The following is an 18,787-nucleotide window of genomic DNA, read 5'->3' as shown; positions in this document are numbered from 1 at the left end:
CGGTGTAGCTTGATTTGCGTGACGTACTTCGCGGACCTCAGCTCACGGCGGGTCGCGGACGTGGTGAACGGCCCGCGCGTGCCGGTGCTGCTGCTCCCGCTGGGCGCGGTCGAGCCGCACGGGCCGCACGCGCCGCTGGGCACCGACCCGCTGATCTCGCGCGGGATGTGCGAGCGGGCGGCCGACCGGCTGGCCGCCGACGACGACGTCCACGTCCTCGTCTTGCCGGAGGTGCCCTACGGCGTGACGCGGTTTGCGGCCGGGTTCGCCGGCGGCGTCCACATCGGCGAGGAGACGCTGCACTCGCTGCTCGTCGACATCGGGTCGGCGCTGATCGGCCAGCGGTTCCGGCGGATCCTGCTGGTCAACAACCACTTCGAGCCCGCGCACCTGGTCACGCTGCGGCGCGCGGTGGAGACGCTCAACTTCGCCTACGACGGCCGCGTCGCGCTGCTCGACCTCGTCCGGCGGCGCCACGCGGAACGGCTGACCGAGGAGTTCCGGTCCGGCGAGTGCCACGCGGGGCGGTACGAGACGTCGCTCGTGCTCGCCGACCGGCCCGAGCTGGTCGACCAGCCGCTGATGCGGACGCTTCCGCACGTGCCCGTCAGCCTGGCTTCGGCTCCTGAGGACGGCGGCTTCCTCGCGATGGGCATGTCCGACGCGTACTGCGGGACGCCCGCCGAGGCGACCGCGGCCGAAGGTGAACAGACTTTCTCGACGTTGACCGACCTGCTGGTGGAAGCGATCCGGGAGCTGGCCCGTGAGTGAGCCGTTCAACCTCGCCACGCACTTCCTCGACCGGCACGTGGCTTCCGGCCGCGGCTCGCGAGTCGCACTGTTCGTCGGGGACCGCACAGTCAGCTACCTGGAGCTGGCGCGGCTGGCCAACCGCGTCGGCAACGTCCTTCGCGACGCCGGTGTCCGAAAAGGACAGCGCGTGCTGCTGGCGTTGAGCGACGGCGACGAGTTCGTCGCGACCTGGTACGGCGCGCAGAAGATCGGCGCGGTGACCGCCGAGGTCTACCCGTTCCTGCAGCCCAAGGACTACGAGTACTACCTCGGCTACACCGAGGCCGTCGCGGTGATCGCCGACGCCGTCACGCTGCCCGCGCTGCGCACGGCCGGCGCCAAGGGGCTTTTGGTCACCGGCGTTCCCGAAGACGAGCTGCTGCCGGGCGAGCGTCCGTTCCGGTCCCTGGTGGACGCGGCACCGGACACCCTCGAAGCCGCTCCGACCACTGTGGACGACGTCGGGATCTGGAAGTTCACCACCGGCAGCACCGGCGCGCCCAAGGCGTGCGTGCACACCCTGCGCAGCCCGATCGAGAGCTTCGAGCGGTACGCCGTGCAGGTGCTGGGACTGCGGGAGGACGACCGCGTGCTCGCCGTGCCCAAGCTGTTCTTCGGCTACGCGCGCGATCTGGTCGTGCTGTTCCCGTTCGGCGTCGGCGCGGCCGGGATCGCGTTCCCCGAGCGCAGCACGGCGGACCTGATGTTCGAGCTGATCGCGAAGCACCGGCCGACGGTGCTGGTCAACGTGCCGACCATGATGAGCGCGATGGTCGCGCACCCGGCCGCGGCCGAGCAGGACCTGAGCTGCCTGCGGATGACGACGTCGGCCGGCGAGGCACTGCCGTCGGAGCTGCACCGCAAGTGGGACGCGGCCTTCGGGGTGCCGGTGGTGGACGGGATCGGCTCGTCGGAGGCGTACCACATCTACCTGTCGAACCGGCCGGGTGCGGCGCGGATCGGGACGCTCGGCACGCCCGTTCCCGGGTACACCGCCGAGGTCGTCGACGAGCTGGGGAACCCGTTGCCGGACGGGGAAATCGGGCCACTGCGCGTCACCGGGCCGACGATCGCCCTGGAGTACTACGGCGATGCCGCGAAGTCGGCGGGGACGTTCGACGGCGACACGCTGACGTCGAGCGACCTGTTCAGCCGGTCCGACGGGTTCTTCCGCCACCACGGGCGCGCCGACGCGCTGCTCAAGGTCGGCGGGGTGTTCGTGGCGCCCGGCGAAATCGAGGACTGCCTGCTCGGCCACCCCGCGGTGGTGGACTGCGCGGTCGTCGGCCAGGAGGTCGACGGCCTGGTCGTGCCGCGCGCGTACGTCGTGGTGCGCGCCCCGGTGACCGCGGACGAGCTGAAGGACCACGCGAAAGCCCACCTGGCCAAGCACAAGTACCCCCGTGAAGTGGTGTTCATGACCGAACTTCCCCGGACCGCCAACGGAAAGCTCGACCGGCGCGCGCTGGCGGGCCGGCCGTGAGCCGGCTGGTCGTCGTCACCGGCGGCACCCGCGGGATCGGCGCGGCGATCGCGGCCCGGTTCGCCGAAGCGGGCGACAAGGTGCTCGCGCCCGGCCGCGCCGAATGCGACGTCACGGACGAGGACGCCGTAGCCGCGTACTTCGCCGCTGCCGGGCCGGTGGACGTGCTGGTGAACAACGCCGGAATCTCGTCGAGCGCACCGCTTTCGAAGACGTCGCTCGACGACTGGCGGTCGCAGATCGAGGTCAACGCGACGGGTGCATTCCTGTGCACGCGGGCGGTCCTGCCGGGGATGCGTTCCCGGGACAGCGGCCGGATCGTGACGGTGGCGTCGACGGCGTCGCACGTCGGCTACCGCTACACGGCCGCGTACACGGCGTCGAAGCACGCGGCGGCCGGGTTGATGCGGGCGGTCGCGGCGGAGCTGGCGGGTACCGGCGTCACGGCGAACGCGGTCTGCCCGGCATTCGTCCGCACCGACATGACGGCTTCCTCGGTGGCGCGGATCCAGGAGCGCACGGGCCGGTCTGTCGATGACGCCGAGTCGGCGCTGGCGGCGGCGTCCCCGCTCGGCCGGCTGCTGGAACCTTCGGAGGTGGCGTTCGCCGTCTCCTTCCTGGCGGCGCCCGAAGCCGCCGCGATCAACGGCCAGACCCTCGTACTCGATGGCGGAGGAATCCAGTCATGAGCCCGTTCCGCGCGACCGCACCGCTGACGAAGGAGTGGGAGCACTTCGAGTTCACGGTGGACGACGGCGTCGCCACGGTGACGTTCACCCGGCCGGACAAGCTGAACGCGCTGACGTTCGACGTCTACGCCGACCTGCGGGACCTGGTGCTGGAGCTGCCGCAGCACGAGGACGTGCGCGTGCTGGTGATCACCGGGCAGGGCCGCGGGTTCTGCTCGGGCGGCGACGTCGAGGAGATCATCGGCGAGCTGCAGAAGTTCGAGACGGCGCGGCTGCTGGAGTTCACGCGCATGACGGGCGCGGTGGTCAAGGCGCTGCGCGAGTGTCCGCTGCCGGTGATCGCGGCGGTCAACGGCGTGGCGGCGGGCGCGGGTTCGGTGATCGCGCTGGCGAGCGACTTCCGGCTGCTGGCGGAGTCGGCGAAGTTCGCGTTCCTGTTCACGAAGGTGGGCTTGGCGGGGGCAGACATGGGGTCGGCTTATCTCCTGCCTCGCCTGGTAGGGCTCGGCCGGGCGACGGAACTGCTGATGCTGGGCGACAAGCTGCCCGCCGCACGCGCTTTCGAGATCGGCTTGGCCTCCCAGGTGGTTCCGGACGCCGACCTCCCCGCGACGGCGTCGGCGCTGGCCCGCCGCTTGGCCGACGGGCCGGCCCTGGCGTATTCGACGACGAAGGTGCTGCTGACCCGCGAGCTGGACATGGACCTGGGCAGCGCGATCGAGCTGGAGGCGATGACCCAGGCGCTGCTGATGACGGCGAAGGACCACAAGGAGTTCTACGCGGCGTGGACCGCGGGCCGCGAACCCCGCTGGACCGGCCGCTAGAGCCGGGTGACCGCGATCGCGTCCTCCTCCAGCGAGCCGAAGTACAGCTGGCCCTGCCACTCCCGCACGCCCACCAGCATGTGGAACCCGGCGATCTCGCCGCGCAGTTCTCGTTCCACCTTGCCGTCCGGTGCCACGCCCAAGACGCCGACCTCCCGACCGGGGCTCGGCTGTAGCCACGTCGGCAACGCGCGGACCCCCGCACGCAAGAACGACGGCAGGCGGCGGACCACGTCCAACGCCGCCACTCGCGGCGATGCCTGCGTGATCCAGATCAGCCCGTCCGTGCCGGTCGAGATGTTGTCCGGGAAACCCCACAGGTTCTCGACCAGCGCGTCCACGTGACCGTCCGACAGCCGGACGCGGGACACGCTGAACGCGCCCGTCTCCGCCACCGCCACGAACGACTCGTCCGGGGTCAGCGCCACGCCGTTGGCGAACTGGAGGCCGTCGAGGACCAGGTCGATCGCGCCGTCCGGGGACCTGCGCAGCAAGCGGCCGCCGCCGGTCTGCTCGATCAGGTCGTCGCGCCAGTTGTCGATGCCGAAGCGGCGCGAGGAGTCCGTGAAGTAGATCGTCCCGTCGGACGCCACCGCCGCGTTGTTGCAGAACACGAAGTCCAGCCCCAACGCGGAAGTGGCCAAGGTCTTCACCGCGCCACCGGCCAGCGGCACCACGAGCAGGCCCACCCGCGCGTCGCAGATCAGCAGCTCGTCGTCGCCGTACAGCTCCAGCCCCAGCGGCCGGCCGCCCGTGTCGGCGACGACGTCGATGTGCCGTCCGTCGGGCGACAGGCGCAGGATCCGCCCGTCGTCGACGCCCGCGTAGATCCGGCCCTCGCCGTCGACCACGACGTCCTCCGGGCCGTGCCCGTTCACCGGGATGACCGTGACCTCGCCGAACCGCATCGGGCGCCTCCTACCGGTAGGTGAGCAACTGGGCCGCTTCGGCCTCGAAGTGCGGGTGCTCGTTGAACGACAGCATCGTGACGCCGCCGCGGCCGGACACCAGCTTCGTGATCCCGCCGTTGACCGTGACGCGGTTGAGCTTGAGCAGCCCCACTTCGGGCGTGCCTATCAGCAGCCCGCAGAGCGTGGCGATCACCCCGCCGGAGGTGAACACGAGCGCGTGCTCGCCCTTGCCCAACGACGCCACCAGGTCCGCCAAGGCGGACCGGCAGCGGCCGAGGAACGCCGGCCACGGCTCGGCGCACGGCCCGTCGGCGCCGGCCGTGGTCCACGCCGTCAACGCCGCGTCCAGAACCCCTTGGTACGCCCGGGAATCCTCCTGCGGCGCACCACCGGCGTGGTGCCGGGCGATGTCGACGTGGTCGTACTCGTTCCAGCGCGGGTCCTCGACGACCGGGACGTCGGTCCCGAGCACCTTCAGCGCCGTCGCCGCGGTGTCCCGCTGGCGCGCGAGCGTGCCGGACCGGATCTGACTGAAGGAGACGTTGCGCCGCAGGAGCTCCGCACCGACCACAGTGGACTGTTCGAAGCCGCGCGGCGACAGCGCGTCGTAGTCGGACGCGCCGAAGGACGCCTGTCCGTGCCGGACCAGGTAGATCGCGCCCACTCAGACACTTCCCTTCGCGATGATCTCGCGGCACCGCCAGTCGAGGTACCCGACGAACTGCCAGAAGTCCTTGAACGCCGGGTTGCGGGTCGCGCCGTCGTGGTAGCGGCGGTACAGCTGCTGCAGCACCGCCGCGAGCCGGAACAGGCCGTAGACCTCGTAGAACCGCCAGTCCCCGACGGCGAGCCCGGTCTTCTCCGCGTACCGCGCGACGAACTCCGCGCGCGTGAACATCCCCGGCAGGTGCGTCGGCTGGCGGCGGCTGGCCTTCATGACGTCGTCGTCGCCGGCCTCGACCCAGTAGGCGAGCATGCTGCCCAGCTCCATCAGCGGGTCGCCGAGCGTGGCCATCTCCCAGTCGAGGACGCCGGTGATGTTCAGCGTCGACGGGCCGTCCAGCACGAGGTTGTCGAGGCGGTAGTCGTTGTGGATCAGGCAGATCTTGACCTCTTCGGGCTGGTTCGCCGCCAGCCAGGCGCGGACCTCGGCGAAGTCGCCGACGTTGTCCGTGCGCGCCGCGACGTACCGGTCCGACCAGCCGCGGATCTGCCGCTCGACGTACCCGGCGCCCTTGCCGAGGTCGGCCAGCCCGGCCGCCTCGACGTCGACGGCGTGCAGGTCCACCAGCCGGTCGACGACCTTGCCGGACAGCTCGCGGGCCTGCTCCGGGCTCAGCTCGAGACCGGCCGGCAACTCGCCGCGCAGGATCAGGCCGTCCAGCTTCTCCATGACGTAGAAGTCGCCGCCGAGCACGCTCTCGTCGTCCCCGAAGGCCAGCATCCGCGGCACGTACGGGAACACCGGCTTCAGCGCGTGCTGCACGCGGTATTCGCGCCGCATGTCGTGCGCCGAGGCCGCCTTGTGCCCGGCCGGCGGGCGGCGCAGGATCAGCTCGCGGTCGGGGTAGGTGAGCAGGTACGTCAGGTTCGACGCGCCACCCGGGAACTGACGCACGTGCGGTGGCTCGGCGCCGAGGCCTTCGACGCGCGTGGCCAGCCAGGCGTGCACCGCGGCGGCGTCGAAGGCGTCCTCTTCGCGCACCTCGATGGTGGTCATGCGAACCTCCGCAGGATCGAAGCCGGCACGACGCGCATGGCGACGCTCAGCGGCACCCACGGCCACGCCGGGACGTAGGCGCGCGCCCGCTCGGCCTCGACCGCTTTGGCCAGCGCCCGCGCGCCGCTCTCGGCCTTGGCCAGCAACGGGTTCTTGCCGATCCGGTCGTTCATCTCCGACTCGATGTAGCCCGGCCGGATGTCGGTGACGGTGATGCCCTTGCGCTTGAGCTCCAAGCGGGTGCCGTCGACGAACGCCGAGATGCCGGCCTTCGAGGCGGCGTACGCGGTGAGGTTGCCCGGGAGGCCGCGGATCGCGCTGAACGAGGAGACGACGGCGAGGTGCCCGGCGCCCTGCGCGCGGAAGATCCCGGCGGCGGCCTCGATCTGGGCGGCGGCCGCGACGAAGTTGACCTCGAGGGTCTGCCGGTTGGCGTCGAACCGGCCCTTGCCGACCGGCTGCCCCTTGCCGAGCCCGGCGTTCACGATCACCCGGTCGAGGGACCCCAGCTCGGCCCGGAACTCCTCGAAGACGGTGAAGACGCTGTCGTGGTCGGTGACGTCGAGCTTGCGCGTGACGACCTTGATCCCGGGGTGCGCGGCGGTCAGCTCGCCGGCCAGCTTTTCGAGCCGGTCGGTGCGGCGCGCGCAGAGGGCGAGGTTGCGCCCTCTGGCGGCGAACTGGCGGGCCATGCCTTCGCCCAACCCGCTGCTCGCGCCGGTGATCAGGATGTTCTTCCGGACCGTCATGCCGGGGATGCTACCCGGAAGTAATAAGACCGGTGGCCCGGCGCTGGGGGCGTCGCCGGGCCACCGGTCATCGCGCGGCCACCCCGGCCGGTCGCACAACGCGGCCGGGTGAGCCGGAGCCGTTCGTCCACGGCTGCGGCCCGCACGCGGATGGGCCGTGAGGGGGAGGCGGAGCCACCGGCGCGGGCAAGTCATACAAGCGCGTCCGCCCAGGCCGGGGCAATGGTTCACAGTTGCCAGTACTAGCCCGTTCGCCCGAGTGGCGGCGCGTTCCGGGCCACCGGCTGCCCGGCGAAGGGGGTGGCGCGTCCTGCTAACGTGCACCGTGTCGGGGATCGTCGGGGGGACGTTACGGGGCGGGTCGGCCATGGCGGGCAGCACGGCGGGCGGTCAGCAGGGTGAGCGCACCGCGTTCGCCACCCACCTGCGCGCGGCCATCGCGACCAGCGGGCTCTCGCTCGACCGGATCCAGGCGCGGCTGCGCGCCCGCGGAGTCGTCGTCAGCGTCACCGCCCTCAGCTACTGGCAGTCCGGCAAGCGCCAGCCCGAGCGGCAGAGCTCGCTGTCGGCCGTCCGCACGCTGGAAGAAATCCTCGACGTCCCCGCCGGGTCGCTGCTCGGGCTGCTGCCCCCGCCGCGGCCCCGGGGCGGGGCGGGGAAGCGCCACGCGGGCGGCGAGCCCCTGACGTTCCCCCGCGAGGTCCTGCAGCCGCTGCTGGACAAGGTCGGCGCGCCGGACGCGCTGGAGCGCCAGCACCCGCTGAAGCTGGTGGGGCTGCACGACCTGTGCGAGATCGCCGCGGACGGCGGCCAGCGGGCGGTCACCGCGCGGGCGGTGTTCCAGGCGGCCGCGGACGGCCAGGACCGCTGGCTGCTGGTGTACACCCAGGACGACCCGGCGGCGGGCCCGCCGGACCTGCACGCGGTGCGCAACTGCCGGATCGGCCGCGCCGAGGTCGACGTCGCGCACGGGCTCCTCGTCGCGGAGCTGGTGTTCGACCGGCCGATCGACCGGGGCGAGACGCACTTGATCGAGTACACGCTGACCAACGGCGGGCCGCCGTACCCGGAGTGCCGCAACACGTACTACCGCGAGTTCCGCCGCCCGGTGCGCGAGTACCTGCTGGAGGTCCGGTTCGCCCCGGGCACGGCCCCGGACCGCTGCTGGCAGTACGCCCGCAACGGAACAACGGCCACCCGCCGCCCCCTGAAACTCGACGGCGGCGACGGGCTGCACGCGGTGGCGCTGGACTTCGGACCGGGCGTCTTCGGCATCGACTGGGACTGACCCGGCTCAGCTCCCCTTGACCTTTCGGCGAGCTCGTCGCGGTACTCCCGCACCGCCTGGAACTCCGGTTCCTCGCCGGTCGCCCGCTCTAACGCGCCTTCAAAGATCTTCAGCCCCTGGCCTTCGTCGCCGCGCGCGTCAGCCTGCCTCGCGGCGTTCTCCATGGCTTTGGCGAGCTTGGTCCGCGCCTCGGGTTCCTTGGCGGCCTGGTGGATCCGGATCCAGTTGCCACCCGGATCGACGACGGTGAACCCGGTGTACCGGTCGTTGCGCAGCCGCGGCCGGGTCATGCGCGGGATGCCGGAGACGAGCAGTTTTCCGTGCACGGACCGCATCCCCGCCGCGAACGCCTCGAACAGCTCGCCGGTGTCGGCCACGATGACCGGGCACGTGCTGTACGACTGTGCCGGGTCGTAGTCGTCCATTCCGAAGAAGTGCAGGTTGAGGTCTTCCCGCTGCACAGCGACGTGTGGGTTCGGCCGCGTCTGCCGATAGGTGCCCGAAGCCAATCCCGGACCTGCCGAAACGACACCGAGCTATTTGCTCGTGCGAACGCCTCGGCTCCCGGTGCTGTCGTGGGCGGCCGCCACGGTCGCCAGTTCCGTGCGGTTCGCGATACCCAGCTTCGCGTACACGTGCGCCAGATGCGTCTTCACCGTCCCGCGGCTCATGAACAGCTTCGCGCCGATCTCCGGGTTGGTGCTGCCCTCGGCCGCGAGCTTGACGACCTCCAGCTCCGTCGGCGTCAAGCTGCCCCAGCCGCTCGACGGGCGGCCGCGCGCGCCTCGCGTGCGGCGGACGAACGCCACCACGTCGTCGAGGCTCATCGGCTTTTCCTCGGTCGTCAGCGCGAGCTCGGGCTGTTCGGCCGGCCGGCGGGGGAAGCCCAGCTCCGCGCGCGCCCGGGTGGCCGAGACGAACACCCTCGCGGCGTCGGCCGGGCGGCCGGTGCGGGCGAGGAGCGTCGCCAGGGCGTCCAGGCTGTCCAGGACGCCCAGGCGGAGGCCGTGGTCGAGCCGCAGCGTCAGCGCCTCGTGGTGCAGCTCGGCGGCCCGCTCCGGCTCGGCCAGGTACCCCTGCTGGTCCAGCGCGTCGGCCAGCGCCGACCGCAGCCCCCACCGCCGGGTCAGCTCGACGGCGGTGGTCAGCACCTCCTCGGCTTCCGATGTCCGGCCCAGCGCGCGCAGCACGGCCCCGCGTTCGGCGAGCCCCTGCGACGCCATGTACGTCCCGGGTATGGCCTCGCGGGCGAACCACCGCTCGGCCTCCTCGAACGAGCCGCGACGCCGGTGCAGCTCGCCCATCACCCCGGCCATGCCGGGCACGAAGACGTCCCCCGCGGTCTCGACGAGCCGCAGGAACGGCTCCATCACGCGGAACCCCGCGTCGACCTCGCCGGCCAGGCAGTGCACCAGCGCCAGCCGGCACAACGTCGTGTTGACGCGGTGGAAGTCCCCGAGCGGCGCGGCGACCTCGACGGCGCGCTCGGCCAGCTCCCGCGCCCGCGGCAGATCCGCCGACGCGAGCGCGATCGCGGACTGGGTACTGAGGACGGTCGACGCAAGCCCCCGGTCGCCCCGGCGAAGCAGCCCTTCGGCCGCTTCGGCGAGCAACGGCTCGGCTTCGCCGTGGCGGTCCCGCGCGTGGAGGATGATTCCGCGCAGCATCAACGCGCTGTCGCGGGCGAACCCGTCGGTCCCCGCGGCCTTTTCGGCTTCGAGAGCGACGTCCCAAGCGGCGTCGAAGTCCGTGTACAGGTGCCCGAGGGCGGTCAGCGTCAGGCATCGCGCGCGCAGGCTCGCTTCGCCGAGTTCGGTGGCGATCTCCAAGCCCAGCCGCGCGGCTTCGAGGTCGAACGGCGCCGTCGTGTCCGCGACCAGGCCCATCCCGGTGAGCAGCCGCGCCTGCAGCGTCGACCGCTCGTCCGGGCACCGGGCGACCGCGCGCTTCAGGTACGCGAGCCCCTCATGACCGCGCCCCCGCAGGTTCCACAGCCACGCGACGGCGGCGGCGAGCCGGCGGCCGCGCGTGGGATCTTCCTGTGCCAGCCCCCATTCCAGGGCCGCGCGCAGGTTGTCGCGCTCGGGTTCCATCCGCGTGCGCCAGGCGTCCTTGTCGCGGTCGAGGTCGGGTTCGGCGGCCTCGGCGAGCGCGAGGAAGTGGTCGAGGTGGCGGTCGCGGACGGCGTCGGTCTCCCCCGCCTCGGCCAGCCGGGCCGCCGCGTACTCGCGGATGGTCTCCAGCATGCGGTAGCGGCCGTTCTCGGCCAGTACCAAGGACTTGTCGACGAGCCGGCCAAGCGCGGCCGGGCCGCCCGCCGCGTCCAACGTGAACCCGCCGGCGAAGACGGCGAGCCGGCGGAACACCGCGCGGTCTTCGTCGTCGAGCTGGTCGTGGCTCCACGCGATCGACGCCGCGAGCGTCTGCTGCCGTGCCGGCACCCCGCGCGGCCCGCGGGTCAGGAGGGCGAACCGGTCGTCGAGACCGGCGTCGATCTGGTGCGGGGTAAGGGTTCCGAGCCACGCGGCGGCGAGCTCGACGGCCAGGGGGATGCCGTCGAGCCGGGTGCACACCGACCGGACGGCGGCCGCGCTGGAAGTGTCCACAGTGAACAGTGGCCGGACCGCGCCGGCCCGTTCGGCGAACAACGCGACGGCCTCCTCGACCGCGAGCGGCGGCACCCGCCAGACCGTCTCCCCCGGCACGCCGACGGGTTCGCGGCTGGTTGCCAGCAGCGCGACCTCGGGACAGGACCGGAGCAGTTCGACGGCGAGGCCGGCGACGCCGTCGAGCACCTGTTCGCAGTTGTCGAGGCAGAGCAGGACGCGCCGGTCGCGCAGGTGGGTCACCACCGACCGGACGGCGCCCACGTGCGGCTCGACGGGCACCCCGAGGGTCGCGGCGACCAGCTCGGCGACTTCGGCGGCCTCGGTGTCGAGTTCGACCCACCACACGCCGTCGGGCCATCGCCCGGCCCCGGCGGCGGCGACCTGCGCCGCCAGCCGGGTCTTGCCGCTGCCACCGGTCCCGGCCAGCGTGACGAGCTGTCCCCCGGCGAGCCGCCGCTCGAGTTCGGCGGTTTCGGTTCCGCGGCCGACGAAGCCGGTCAGCTGCACGGGGAGGTTGTTCGGGGTCGTGTCGAGCGAGCGCAGGGGGCCGGGGCGCCCGCCGAGCTGGAAGATCCGTTCGGGCCGGGTGAGATCGGGCAGCCGGTGGACGCCGAGGTCGTGCAGCGGCCGACCCGGCAGTTCGGCGGCGGTGCGCGCGGAGACGAGCGTGCGGCCGTCGGCCAGCTCGCGCAGGTGCCGGCAGCGCCGGACGGCGGGACCGGTGGGGGTGCCGTCGTCGCGGAGCAGCACGTCGCCGGTGTGGAGAGCGGCGGGTCCGCCGGTCAAGGTCGCGAGCGCCTCTTCGGGCGTCGCGAAAACCGCCGGAGGTTCGTCGCCGGCGCACAGGATCGTGACCGTGCCCGCGGGCACCAGGTTCGTCTCGCTCATCGCCCGGCCAGTCTGCCAGCGAATCTCGGCCAGGTGGCAGATGTCCGCGCGCCCGCCGCCTGCGAGTTTCGATCCGTGAACACGTTCGAAGACCTGCTGGCCCGCTGGCGTGACGCCGAAACCCGCGGCGACGGCGCTGCGTCGTTGTTGGCCGCCGACTTCCGCGGCGACGGCCCCGACGGCCTGGTGCTCGACCGCGACCACTGGCCCGGCCGGGCGCCGACGGCGGCGTTCCGGTGGACCCGGCTGGAGGTGACCGCCGCCGTCGGTGTCGCGACCGGGCGGCGCGACGGTGCCGCCTGCACCGTCGTCGCGGCGCGCCGGGACGGGTGCTGGCTGATCGTCAACGTCCAGAGGGGATCATGACAGCTTGTTCCGCAGCACCTTCCCGGTCGCGTTGCGGGGCAGCTCGTCCAGGAATTCGACGTCGCGCGGCACCTTGTACCGCGCCAGGTTCGCCTTCACGTACTCGCGGACGCCGTCGACGTCGAGCTTCGAGTCCTCCGTGCGCACGATGAACGCCTTGAGCCGCTGGCCGAACTCCGGGTCCTCGATGCCGATCACCGCCGCCTCCAGCACGTCCTCGCGCTCGACCAGCAGGTTCTCCACCTCGATCGGGAACACGTTCTCGCCGCCGGAGACGATCATCTCGTCGTCGCGGCCGTCGATGAAGAGGAGGCCGTCGTCGTCGAAGTGGCCGACGTCGCCGCTGGAGAGCAGGCCGTCGATGATCTCCTTGTGGCGGCCGTCGGTGTAGCCGCCGAAGCTGAGGCCGCTGCCGACGAACACCCGGCCGGTGACGTGGGGCTCGGTGATCTTCCGGCCCTTTCCGTCGTAGAGCGCCACCTTGCAGCCGACCGGCGCGCGGCCGACCGTGCCCGGGGCCTTCGCCCAGTCCTCCGGCGTCGCGACCGTCGCCACGGCAACCTCGGTCGAGCCGTAGAGGTTGTGCACGACCGGGCCGAACGCCTCGTTCGCGCGGTTGCCGAGGTCCGGCGACAGCGCCGAGCCCGCGACGAAGATGATCCGCAGCGACGACGTGTCGTACTTCTCCCGGACGTCCTTCGGCAGGTCGACGATCCGCTGCAACATGGTCGGCACCAGCACGAGCGCGGTGCACTTGTGCTCGGCGACGCCGCGCAGCGCCTCCTCCGGCGTGAACTTGCGGCGCATCACGACCTTCGAGCCGAGCGCGAAGGAGAGGATGAACTGCGAGAGGCCGGTGCCGTGGAACAGCGGCGCGCCCATGTAGGTGGCCTCGTTCGAGCGCAGCGGGATCCGGTCGAGGAACTGCGCCGACGCCAGCGCCGACGTGTGCGGCCGCGGCGCGCCCTTCGGCGTGCCGGTGGTGCCGCTGGTGAGCAGCACGAACCCGCCCGGTTTGGCCGGCGCGGGCCACGGCCGGTCGTCGGTGCTCGCGATGATCTCCGACAGCACCGGGGTGTCCCGGTCGGTGAGGTCGGTGTCCGGGTCGACCCAGGCCAGGTAGCGGTCGACGCCCTCCGGGATGGCGTCGAGCAGGCCGGTGAACTCCTGGTCGTACACCAGCGCGGTGACGCCCTCGCGCTTGGCGACGTCGGCCAGCTGCGGTTTGGCGAACCCGGTGTTCATCAGCAGCAGGCGGACGCCGAGCTTGCCCGACGCGGCCATCGTGATCACCAGGCCGCGGTGGTCGCGGCAGAGCGCGGCGACGACCTGGCCGGGCTGGATCCCGCGCTCGGACCAGGCCCGGGCCAGGGCGTTCGACTGGTCGTCGAGCTGCTTGTAGGTCAGCGGGCCGAGCTCGTCGACGATGCCGACGGCCGTCGGGTCGCGGCGCGCGGAGATGTGGTTCGCGCCGGCGAACGGGCCGAACTTCCGGAGCGCGACCAGTGAGCGGACCCCCTCGTCGAGCCGGGGGAAGGGTACGAGTCCCGCCCGCCGCATCACGTCGACGCTGCGGGCCGTCTCGGCCACCTTGTCCGCCACCTGCGTGGCGAGCTCGACCAGGCTCATCCAAGCACCTCCATTGCTGCGGGAAGAGTGCCCACGCCGACGGCGGGCGTACCGGCGGTATGGGGGCTACTGGAGAGTAAACCAACCGCGCCGCGAGTGCACCAGCCATGCGCGTGGTCCGGTTTTGTCGGTGGTGACCGTCATGATGTCTTCGTGCAGGTGATCGCCGGGCGGGAGGAGGACGGGAGCTTCACCGTGCAGTCGGCGTCGTCGACGGCGAAAGGCCTGGACGAGGCCGGTTTCGTGGCGGTGGCGCGGGAGCTCGAGACGTCGGTGCGGCCGCGCTGGGTGTTCCCGTCGGTGGAGGGCGTGTACCCGGTGCTCGTGGCGGCCGGGCTGCAGGTCGAACGCTGCTACGACCTCGCGCTGGCGGAGGGGCTGCTGCTGGCGTACGAGGGCGCCGACGGGCAGTCGCGGAGCCTGCGCGCGGCCTGGGCCAGGGCGAACGGTGAGGAACCGCCGCCCGATTCGGCGGCGGTGGAGCTGGCGCAGCCGACGTTGTTCGACACGCGGGTGCCGACGCTGCCCGACGGCGTGACGGTCGTCACGGCGGTCCGGCGCGTGCTCGCGGAGCAGGAGCGGCGGGTGGCCGCGGGCGAGCACCCGGACCGGCTGCGGCTGCTGCTCGCCGCGGAGTCGGCGAGCGCGCTGGCCGCGGCGGAGATGTCGGCCGACGGCCTGCCGTGGCGCGCCGACCTGCACGAGGAGCTGCTGGCGTCCCGGCTGGGCCCGCGGGTCCGGCCCGGCGAGCGGCCCAAGGTGCTGGTCGAGCTGGCGGCGAAGATCAGCGAGGCGTTCGGCGGGCGGCCGGTCAACCCGGATTCGCCGCCGAGCGTGGTCCGGGCGCTGGCCCGGGCCGGCATCGAGGTCCCCGCGGCGCGGAAGTACCTGCTGAAGGGGATCGACCACCCCGCGGTCGGGCCGCTGCTGGAGTACAAGGAGCTGTCGCGGCTGTACGCGGCGAACGGCTGGGCGTGGCTCGACGAGTGGGTCAGCGACGGCCGGTTCCGCCCGCACTACGTCGTCGGCGGGGTGGTGTCCGGGCGCTGGGCCAGCCGCGGCGGCGGGGCGCTGCAGATCCCGAAGGTGCTGCGCACGTGCGTCCGCGCGGACCCGGGCTGGAAGCTGGTGGTGGCCGACGCGGCCCAGCTGGAGCCCCGGGTGCTGACGGCGCTGTCGGGCGACCGGCGGCTGGCCGACGTCGCGGCGGCGACGGACCTGTACGCGCGCCTCGGCGAGGCGTTGTTCTCGGGCGCCCGCTGGGTCCCGGCCGCCGACGACGACCGCGACGACCGGGCGCGCGCGAAGATCGCGATGCTGTCGGCGATGTACGGCGGGACGTCCGGCGAAGCGGGACCGCTGCTGGGGCTGCTGCGCCAGCGGTTCCCGGACGCGGTGTCCTATGTGGAGCGTGCGGCCCAGGCGGGCGAGCGCGGCGAACGGGTCCGCTCCCGGCTAGGCCGCACGTCACCGGCACCATCGGCGGCGTGGCGGGCGCTGACCGGCGGTCTGGCGTCGGACGAGGCGGGCGAGCTGAAGGCCCGCCGGGCATCGAGGGGCTGGGGCCGGTTCACACGCAACTTCGTCGTCCAGGCGAGCGCGGCCGACATGACGGCGGTGATGCTCGCAACGCTGCGCCGCCGCTTGCCCCCGCCGGCCCACTTGGTGTTCTTCCAGCACGACGAGGTCATCGTCCACACCCCGGCGGAGCTGGCATCCGAGGTGTCGGAGGCGATCACGGAATCGGTGACGGAGGCGGCGAGGATGCTGTTCGGCCCGGCCTGCCCGGTGCGGTTCCCGATGCAGGTCGCGGTGGCGGACACTTACGCCGACGCGAAGTGAGCCGTGCCGGTCAGTGACCACCTGGACGACCACCCCTTCGGCGCGGCCGGGATCGCTGCCCGTGTGCCGAATCGCCGGCCGTGGGAAAGCGAATCAACCGACCAGCGCCTTCGCACACCGAAGGTTGCCGACTGGAGAAAATCGGGGCGCCGGGCGTGCAGAGCGTCCACCGGCAATCCGCGACCTTCCCCGCCTTCACGGGAATGGTCTCCGCGCGTGCGGTCAGCTACGCGGACGCGAAGTGAGCCGTGCCGGGCGGCGTACTGCCCGGCAGGCTCCACCCGCTACGGGAACATCGGCAGCGTCTGCGTTCCGACGTCCTGGTTCGGCAGGGTGCGGCCCGGGTTGCCGCGGAAGTCGGTCCAGCACGGGTGCAGGCGGAAGTCCGCGCCCACCGCCGCTGCCGTGTAGTCGCCGATGAACACCCCCTGCAGCTCCTTGCCTGTCACCGCTCCCGTTCCGACGAACTGGACCTGCGGGTTCGCCGTCTGCGTCGTGATGCGGCGGAGCGGGGACAAGTCGTCGCCCCAGCCGGTCGCGTACGCGTAGTCGAGCCCGATTCCGTGCGGGTCGTACGCGCGCGTGTAGAACGTCACCGCCACCCGGCCGGCCAGGGCCGCGACCGCCGGGAACACCTCGTCCGCGCCCGTGCCGATCTTCACCGGCTTCGACCAGCCGTGCCGGCCGTCGGATCCGCTCAGGAACGCGTCGCCGTTCGTCTTGACCGACTTACCGTCGCTGTAGGTGCCGTTGCGGTCGTCGGCCCAGGTCACCCACAGGTGGTCGGTCACCCGGTCGTAGGTCAGCTGCGGGAAGCTGTTGACCCGGAAGTTCTCGCCGGTCAGCGCGTTGTTGGCGACGTCTTCGTTCACCGGGAAGTCGAAGTCGAGACCGACCTCGGCGTGCCGGAACGTGCGGCCGCCGTCGCGCGAGGTCGCCACGACGACCGCGTCGTGGTCGGTGGGCTGGTCGCACGCGGCCGTCGCGCACACCGACGTCTCGTAGGCGACCTGGAGCGTCCCGTCGCGGGTGACCACCGGGTTCGAGCCGCTGCCGAACGGCGTGATCCCGCCGTGGAACCCGGTCAGCGACGGCGAAATCCGGCTCATCGGCGACCACGTCCGCCCGAAGTCGCGGGACTTCGACAGCACGATCGGTGACTCGACGAACGCGCCGGACGCGTCGTAGGTGAACTGCGTCCAGGTGACGTAGACGTCGCCGGTGACCGGGTCGGCGGCGATCCACTCCTTGTCGTTGAAGATGTTCGTCGGGGTCGGCGTGCCGGCCGGCGTGACGCCGTCGAGGTGCAGGATCGCCGGGTCGCCGAAGCTGCGGCCGCCGTCGTGGGACACCGACACGGCGATGCCGCTGGCGAGCTGCTGGGTGTCCGGCACCGCGGCGCGGCTGAACACGAGCGTCGCGTAGTAGACGGTGCCGTGCGGTCCGAACGCGATGGCCGGGTCACCCGCGGCGTCCATGTAGGACAGTGGCGCGGTCGCACCCGTCGGGAAGTCGAGGTGCGGCAGCTGGACGTTCGCCCAGGTGCGCCCGCCGTCGAACGACGTGTAGGCGAAGCCGCCGGAGTCGTTGCGGGACTCGCGTGTGTTGTAAAGCCGGTAGTCGTTCGCGCCGGCGACGATGTTGCGCGGGTTCTCCGGGTTGACCGCGATCGTCGTCTCGTTCTGGGCGGTGCTGCAGCCGGTCTGGCTGCCGGTCGGCACGATGGTGTCGCCGTCGATGACGTCGTTGTTCGGCGCGAGCGGCCGGTAGGGGTTCGGCTTCCCGATGTAGGTCTGGCAGAGCGCGGACAGCGCGGGATTGTCGCTGTCCTGCTCTTCCCCTTCGGCGAACTGCTCCTTGAGCAGCGGGTTCGGCACGTCGTGGTGCGCCTCGGCGATCTTGTGCTTGCTGTGCGCGGCTTCGCCGGGCAGCGGCGGCCCGCCGGCGGCGTGCGCGGCGGGCGCGAGCACGACGGCGAGCGGCAACACGAGCGCGGTGAGTGTGGCGAAGATTCTTCGCTTGGCGGACGAAACACCCAAGGACATCGGAAGGTCCTTTCCCAGGAGGTCTTCAGCCGTCCCACCCTTGACGCCCGGGTGGGCACGGTCAACCGACGGAAGTGCGAATCCGGACATCCGGCTTCTTCGGTAGCCTGGGCCGGTGATCGACTACGGCCTCGACCTGTCCACGGTGGAGCGCGACCGCGCGCTGCCCGACCTGGTGGCCGAAGGGGACGAGCTCGACGCCCTCGTCGCGGCGGAGCCTGACTGGACCCGCCCGACCCCGGCCGCGGGGTGGACGATCGCCCACCAGATCGCGCACCTCGCCGCGGCCGACGCGAACGTGCTCGTCGCCGTCCGGACCCCGGCGGCCTTCGACGCCGAGCCGGCGGACGCCGACCTCGTAGCCGCGGCGGGAGCGGCACTCCCGCGCGCGGAACTGCTGGAACGCTGGCGCACCGGCCGCGCCGAGGTGGCGGCCGCGCTGCGTGACCTGCCGCTGGACCGGCCGTTCCCGTGGCACGGCTCGGAGGTGACCGCGACGCTGATGGTCCCGCTCCGGCTGACGGAGACGTGGGCGCAAGGGCAGGACATCTACGACGCACTCGGCGCGACGCACCGGCCGACCGGCCGCCTCCGGCACGTGGCTTCGCTCGGGGTGGAAGGGCGAACGCTGTCGTTCTACGCGGCCCAGCTGCCGATTCCCCAGGAGCCGTTCCGCGTCGAACTCACCGACCCCGACGGCGAAACCTGGACATGGGGCCCGGACGATGCCGCGCAACGCATCCGCGGCAGGGCGTTCGACTTCTGCCTCCGTGTCACCCAGCGCCGTCCCCTGGCGGAAACCGGCCTCACGGCCGTGGGCGCAGACGCGGGGAAGTGGCTGGAGATCGCGCGCGTCTTCCTCTAAGGGATGTCTCGTAACTCGTGTTGTGGTTGGTGGGGCTGGTGTTGCCGGTCAGTTGGCGAGGAGGATGTTGTGCAGGTGCGCGATGCC

General features: G+C 72.3%; 16 protein-coding genes. 9 read left to right on the top strand and 7 right to left on the bottom strand.

The window, feature by feature from the left end; all coding sequences use genetic code 11:
* Positions 1 to 18: 18 nt before the first annotated feature.
* From ACZ7OH_RS47680 to ACZ7OH_RS47665, 4 genes are read left to right on the top strand one after another with little or no spacing between them, the layout of a single operon-like run.
* On the top strand, positions 19 to 771 hold the full coding sequence (locus tag ACZ7OH_RS47680; protein ID WP_470287001.1) for a creatininase family protein: 753 nt from the start codon (positions 19 to 21) through the stop codon (positions 769 to 771).
* Positions 764 to 2,275 (top strand): benzoate-CoA ligase family protein, encoded by a 1,512-nt coding sequence (locus ACZ7OH_RS47675; RefSeq protein WP_470287000.1) that lies wholly within the window; start codon positions 764 to 766, stop codon positions 2,273 to 2,275. The genes ACZ7OH_RS47680 and ACZ7OH_RS47675 overlap by 8 nt, the downstream gene beginning before the upstream one ends.
* The gene (locus tag ACZ7OH_RS47670; protein WP_470286999.1) at positions 2,272 to 2,964 is read left to right on the top strand and encodes an SDR family NAD(P)-dependent oxidoreductase; all 693 of its coding nucleotides are present in this window, start codon (positions 2,272 to 2,274) and stop codon (positions 2,962 to 2,964) included. Before ACZ7OH_RS47675 ends, ACZ7OH_RS47670 begins: the two co-directional genes overlap by 4 nt.
* On the top strand, positions 2,961 to 3,788 hold the full coding sequence (locus tag ACZ7OH_RS47665) for an enoyl-CoA hydratase family protein (RefSeq protein WP_400907982.1): 828 nt from the start codon (positions 2,961 to 2,963) through the stop codon (positions 3,786 to 3,788). The genes ACZ7OH_RS47670 and ACZ7OH_RS47665 overlap by 4 nt, the downstream gene beginning before the upstream one ends.
* On the opposite strand, the gene ACZ7OH_RS47660 is transcribed toward ACZ7OH_RS47665, so the two are convergent.
* Genes ACZ7OH_RS47660 through ACZ7OH_RS47645 form a run of 4 tightly spaced genes read right to left on the bottom strand, consistent with a single transcriptional unit; the run spans position 3,785 to position 7,168 of the window.
* Positions 3,785 to 4,696 (bottom strand): SMP-30/gluconolactonase/LRE family protein, encoded by a 912-nt coding sequence (locus ACZ7OH_RS47660; protein ID WP_470286998.1) that lies wholly within the window; start codon positions 4,694 to 4,696, stop codon positions 3,785 to 3,787. The genes ACZ7OH_RS47665 and ACZ7OH_RS47660 overlap by 4 nt on opposite strands.
* A 10-nt stretch (positions 4,697 to 4,706) precedes the next feature.
* Entirely contained in the window at positions 4,707 to 5,363 is a 657-nt protein-coding gene (locus ACZ7OH_RS47655; protein ID WP_470286997.1) for a histidine phosphatase family protein, read from the bottom strand.
* A complete protein-coding gene (locus ACZ7OH_RS47650) occupies positions 5,364 to 6,419 on the bottom strand; it encodes a phosphotransferase family protein (protein ID WP_470286996.1) in 1,056 nt (351 codons plus the stop codon). It abuts the gene before it with no gap.
* Positions 6,416 to 7,168 (bottom strand): SDR family oxidoreductase, encoded by a 753-nt coding sequence (locus tag ACZ7OH_RS47645; protein ID WP_470286995.1) that lies wholly within the window; start codon positions 7,166 to 7,168, stop codon positions 6,416 to 6,418. The genes ACZ7OH_RS47650 and ACZ7OH_RS47645 overlap by 4 nt, the downstream gene beginning before the upstream one ends.
* A 367-nt stretch (positions 7,169 to 7,535) precedes the next feature.
* Here ACZ7OH_RS47645 and ACZ7OH_RS47640 point away from each other — a divergent pair, with 367 nt between their 5' ends.
* Both ACZ7OH_RS47640 and ACZ7OH_RS47635 read left to right on the top strand, forming a co-directional pair.
* A complete protein-coding gene (locus tag ACZ7OH_RS47640; protein WP_470286994.1) occupies positions 7,536 to 8,456 on the top strand; it encodes a hypothetical protein in 921 nt (306 codons plus the stop codon).
* A 162-nt stretch (positions 8,457 to 8,618) separates the two neighbouring features.
* Positions 8,619 to 8,873, top strand: a complete 255-nt coding sequence (locus tag ACZ7OH_RS47635) for a hypothetical protein (protein ID WP_470286993.1) — start codon at positions 8,619 to 8,621, stop codon at positions 8,871 to 8,873.
* A gap of 119 nt (positions 8,874 to 8,992) precedes the next feature.
* Here the strand turns inward: ACZ7OH_RS47635 and ACZ7OH_RS47630 are convergent, their stop codons facing one another.
* Positions 8,993 to 11,953: a helix-turn-helix transcriptional regulator gene (locus tag ACZ7OH_RS47630; protein WP_470286992.1), complete on the bottom strand. Its 2,961-nt coding sequence runs from the start codon at positions 11,951 to 11,953 to the stop codon at positions 8,993 to 8,995.
* Between the two features lie 75 nt (positions 11,954 to 12,028).
* Between ACZ7OH_RS47630 and ACZ7OH_RS47625 the strand changes: the two genes are divergently transcribed.
* Positions 12,029 to 12,319: a nuclear transport factor 2 family protein gene (locus ACZ7OH_RS47625; protein ID WP_470286991.1), complete on the top strand. Its 291-nt coding sequence runs from the start codon at positions 12,029 to 12,031 to the stop codon at positions 12,317 to 12,319.
* Here ACZ7OH_RS47625 and ACZ7OH_RS47620 read toward each other — a convergent pair.
* Positions 12,314 to 13,948: an acyl-CoA synthetase gene (locus ACZ7OH_RS47620; protein WP_470286990.1), complete on the bottom strand. Its 1,635-nt coding sequence runs from the start codon at positions 13,946 to 13,948 to the stop codon at positions 12,314 to 12,316. The two genes, ACZ7OH_RS47625 and ACZ7OH_RS47620, sit on opposite strands and share 6 nt — an antisense overlap.
* 153 nt (positions 13,949 to 14,101) lie before the next feature.
* Here ACZ7OH_RS47620 and ACZ7OH_RS47615 point away from each other — a divergent pair, with 153 nt between their 5' ends.
* A complete protein-coding gene (locus tag ACZ7OH_RS47615) occupies positions 14,102 to 15,790 on the top strand; it encodes a bifunctional 3'-5' exonuclease/DNA polymerase (RefSeq protein WP_470286989.1) in 1,689 nt (562 codons plus the stop codon).
* Positions 15,791 to 16,074: 284 nt separating this feature from the next.
* Here ACZ7OH_RS47615 and ACZ7OH_RS47610 read toward each other — a convergent pair whose 3' ends face one another.
* The gene (locus tag ACZ7OH_RS47610; RefSeq protein WP_470286988.1) at positions 16,075 to 17,835 is read right to left on the bottom strand and encodes a sialidase family protein; all 1,761 of its coding nucleotides are present in this window, start codon (positions 17,833 to 17,835) and stop codon (positions 16,075 to 16,077) included.
* Positions 17,836 to 17,950: 115 nt separating this feature from the next.
* On the opposite strand from ACZ7OH_RS47610, the gene ACZ7OH_RS47605 reads away from it, so the two are divergent.
* Positions 17,951 to 18,700, top strand: coding sequence for a maleylpyruvate isomerase family mycothiol-dependent enzyme (locus tag ACZ7OH_RS47605; RefSeq protein ID WP_470286987.1), 750 nt, complete (start codon positions 17,951 to 17,953; stop codon positions 18,698 to 18,700).
* Positions 18,701 to 18,787 lie beyond the last annotated feature (87 nt).

It is taken from the genome of Amycolatopsis sp. NPDC114478 (assembly GCF_055633805.1).
The sequence above is the reverse complement of the archived record's forward strand: the minus strand, read 5'-3'. Positions and strand labels throughout refer to the sequence as shown.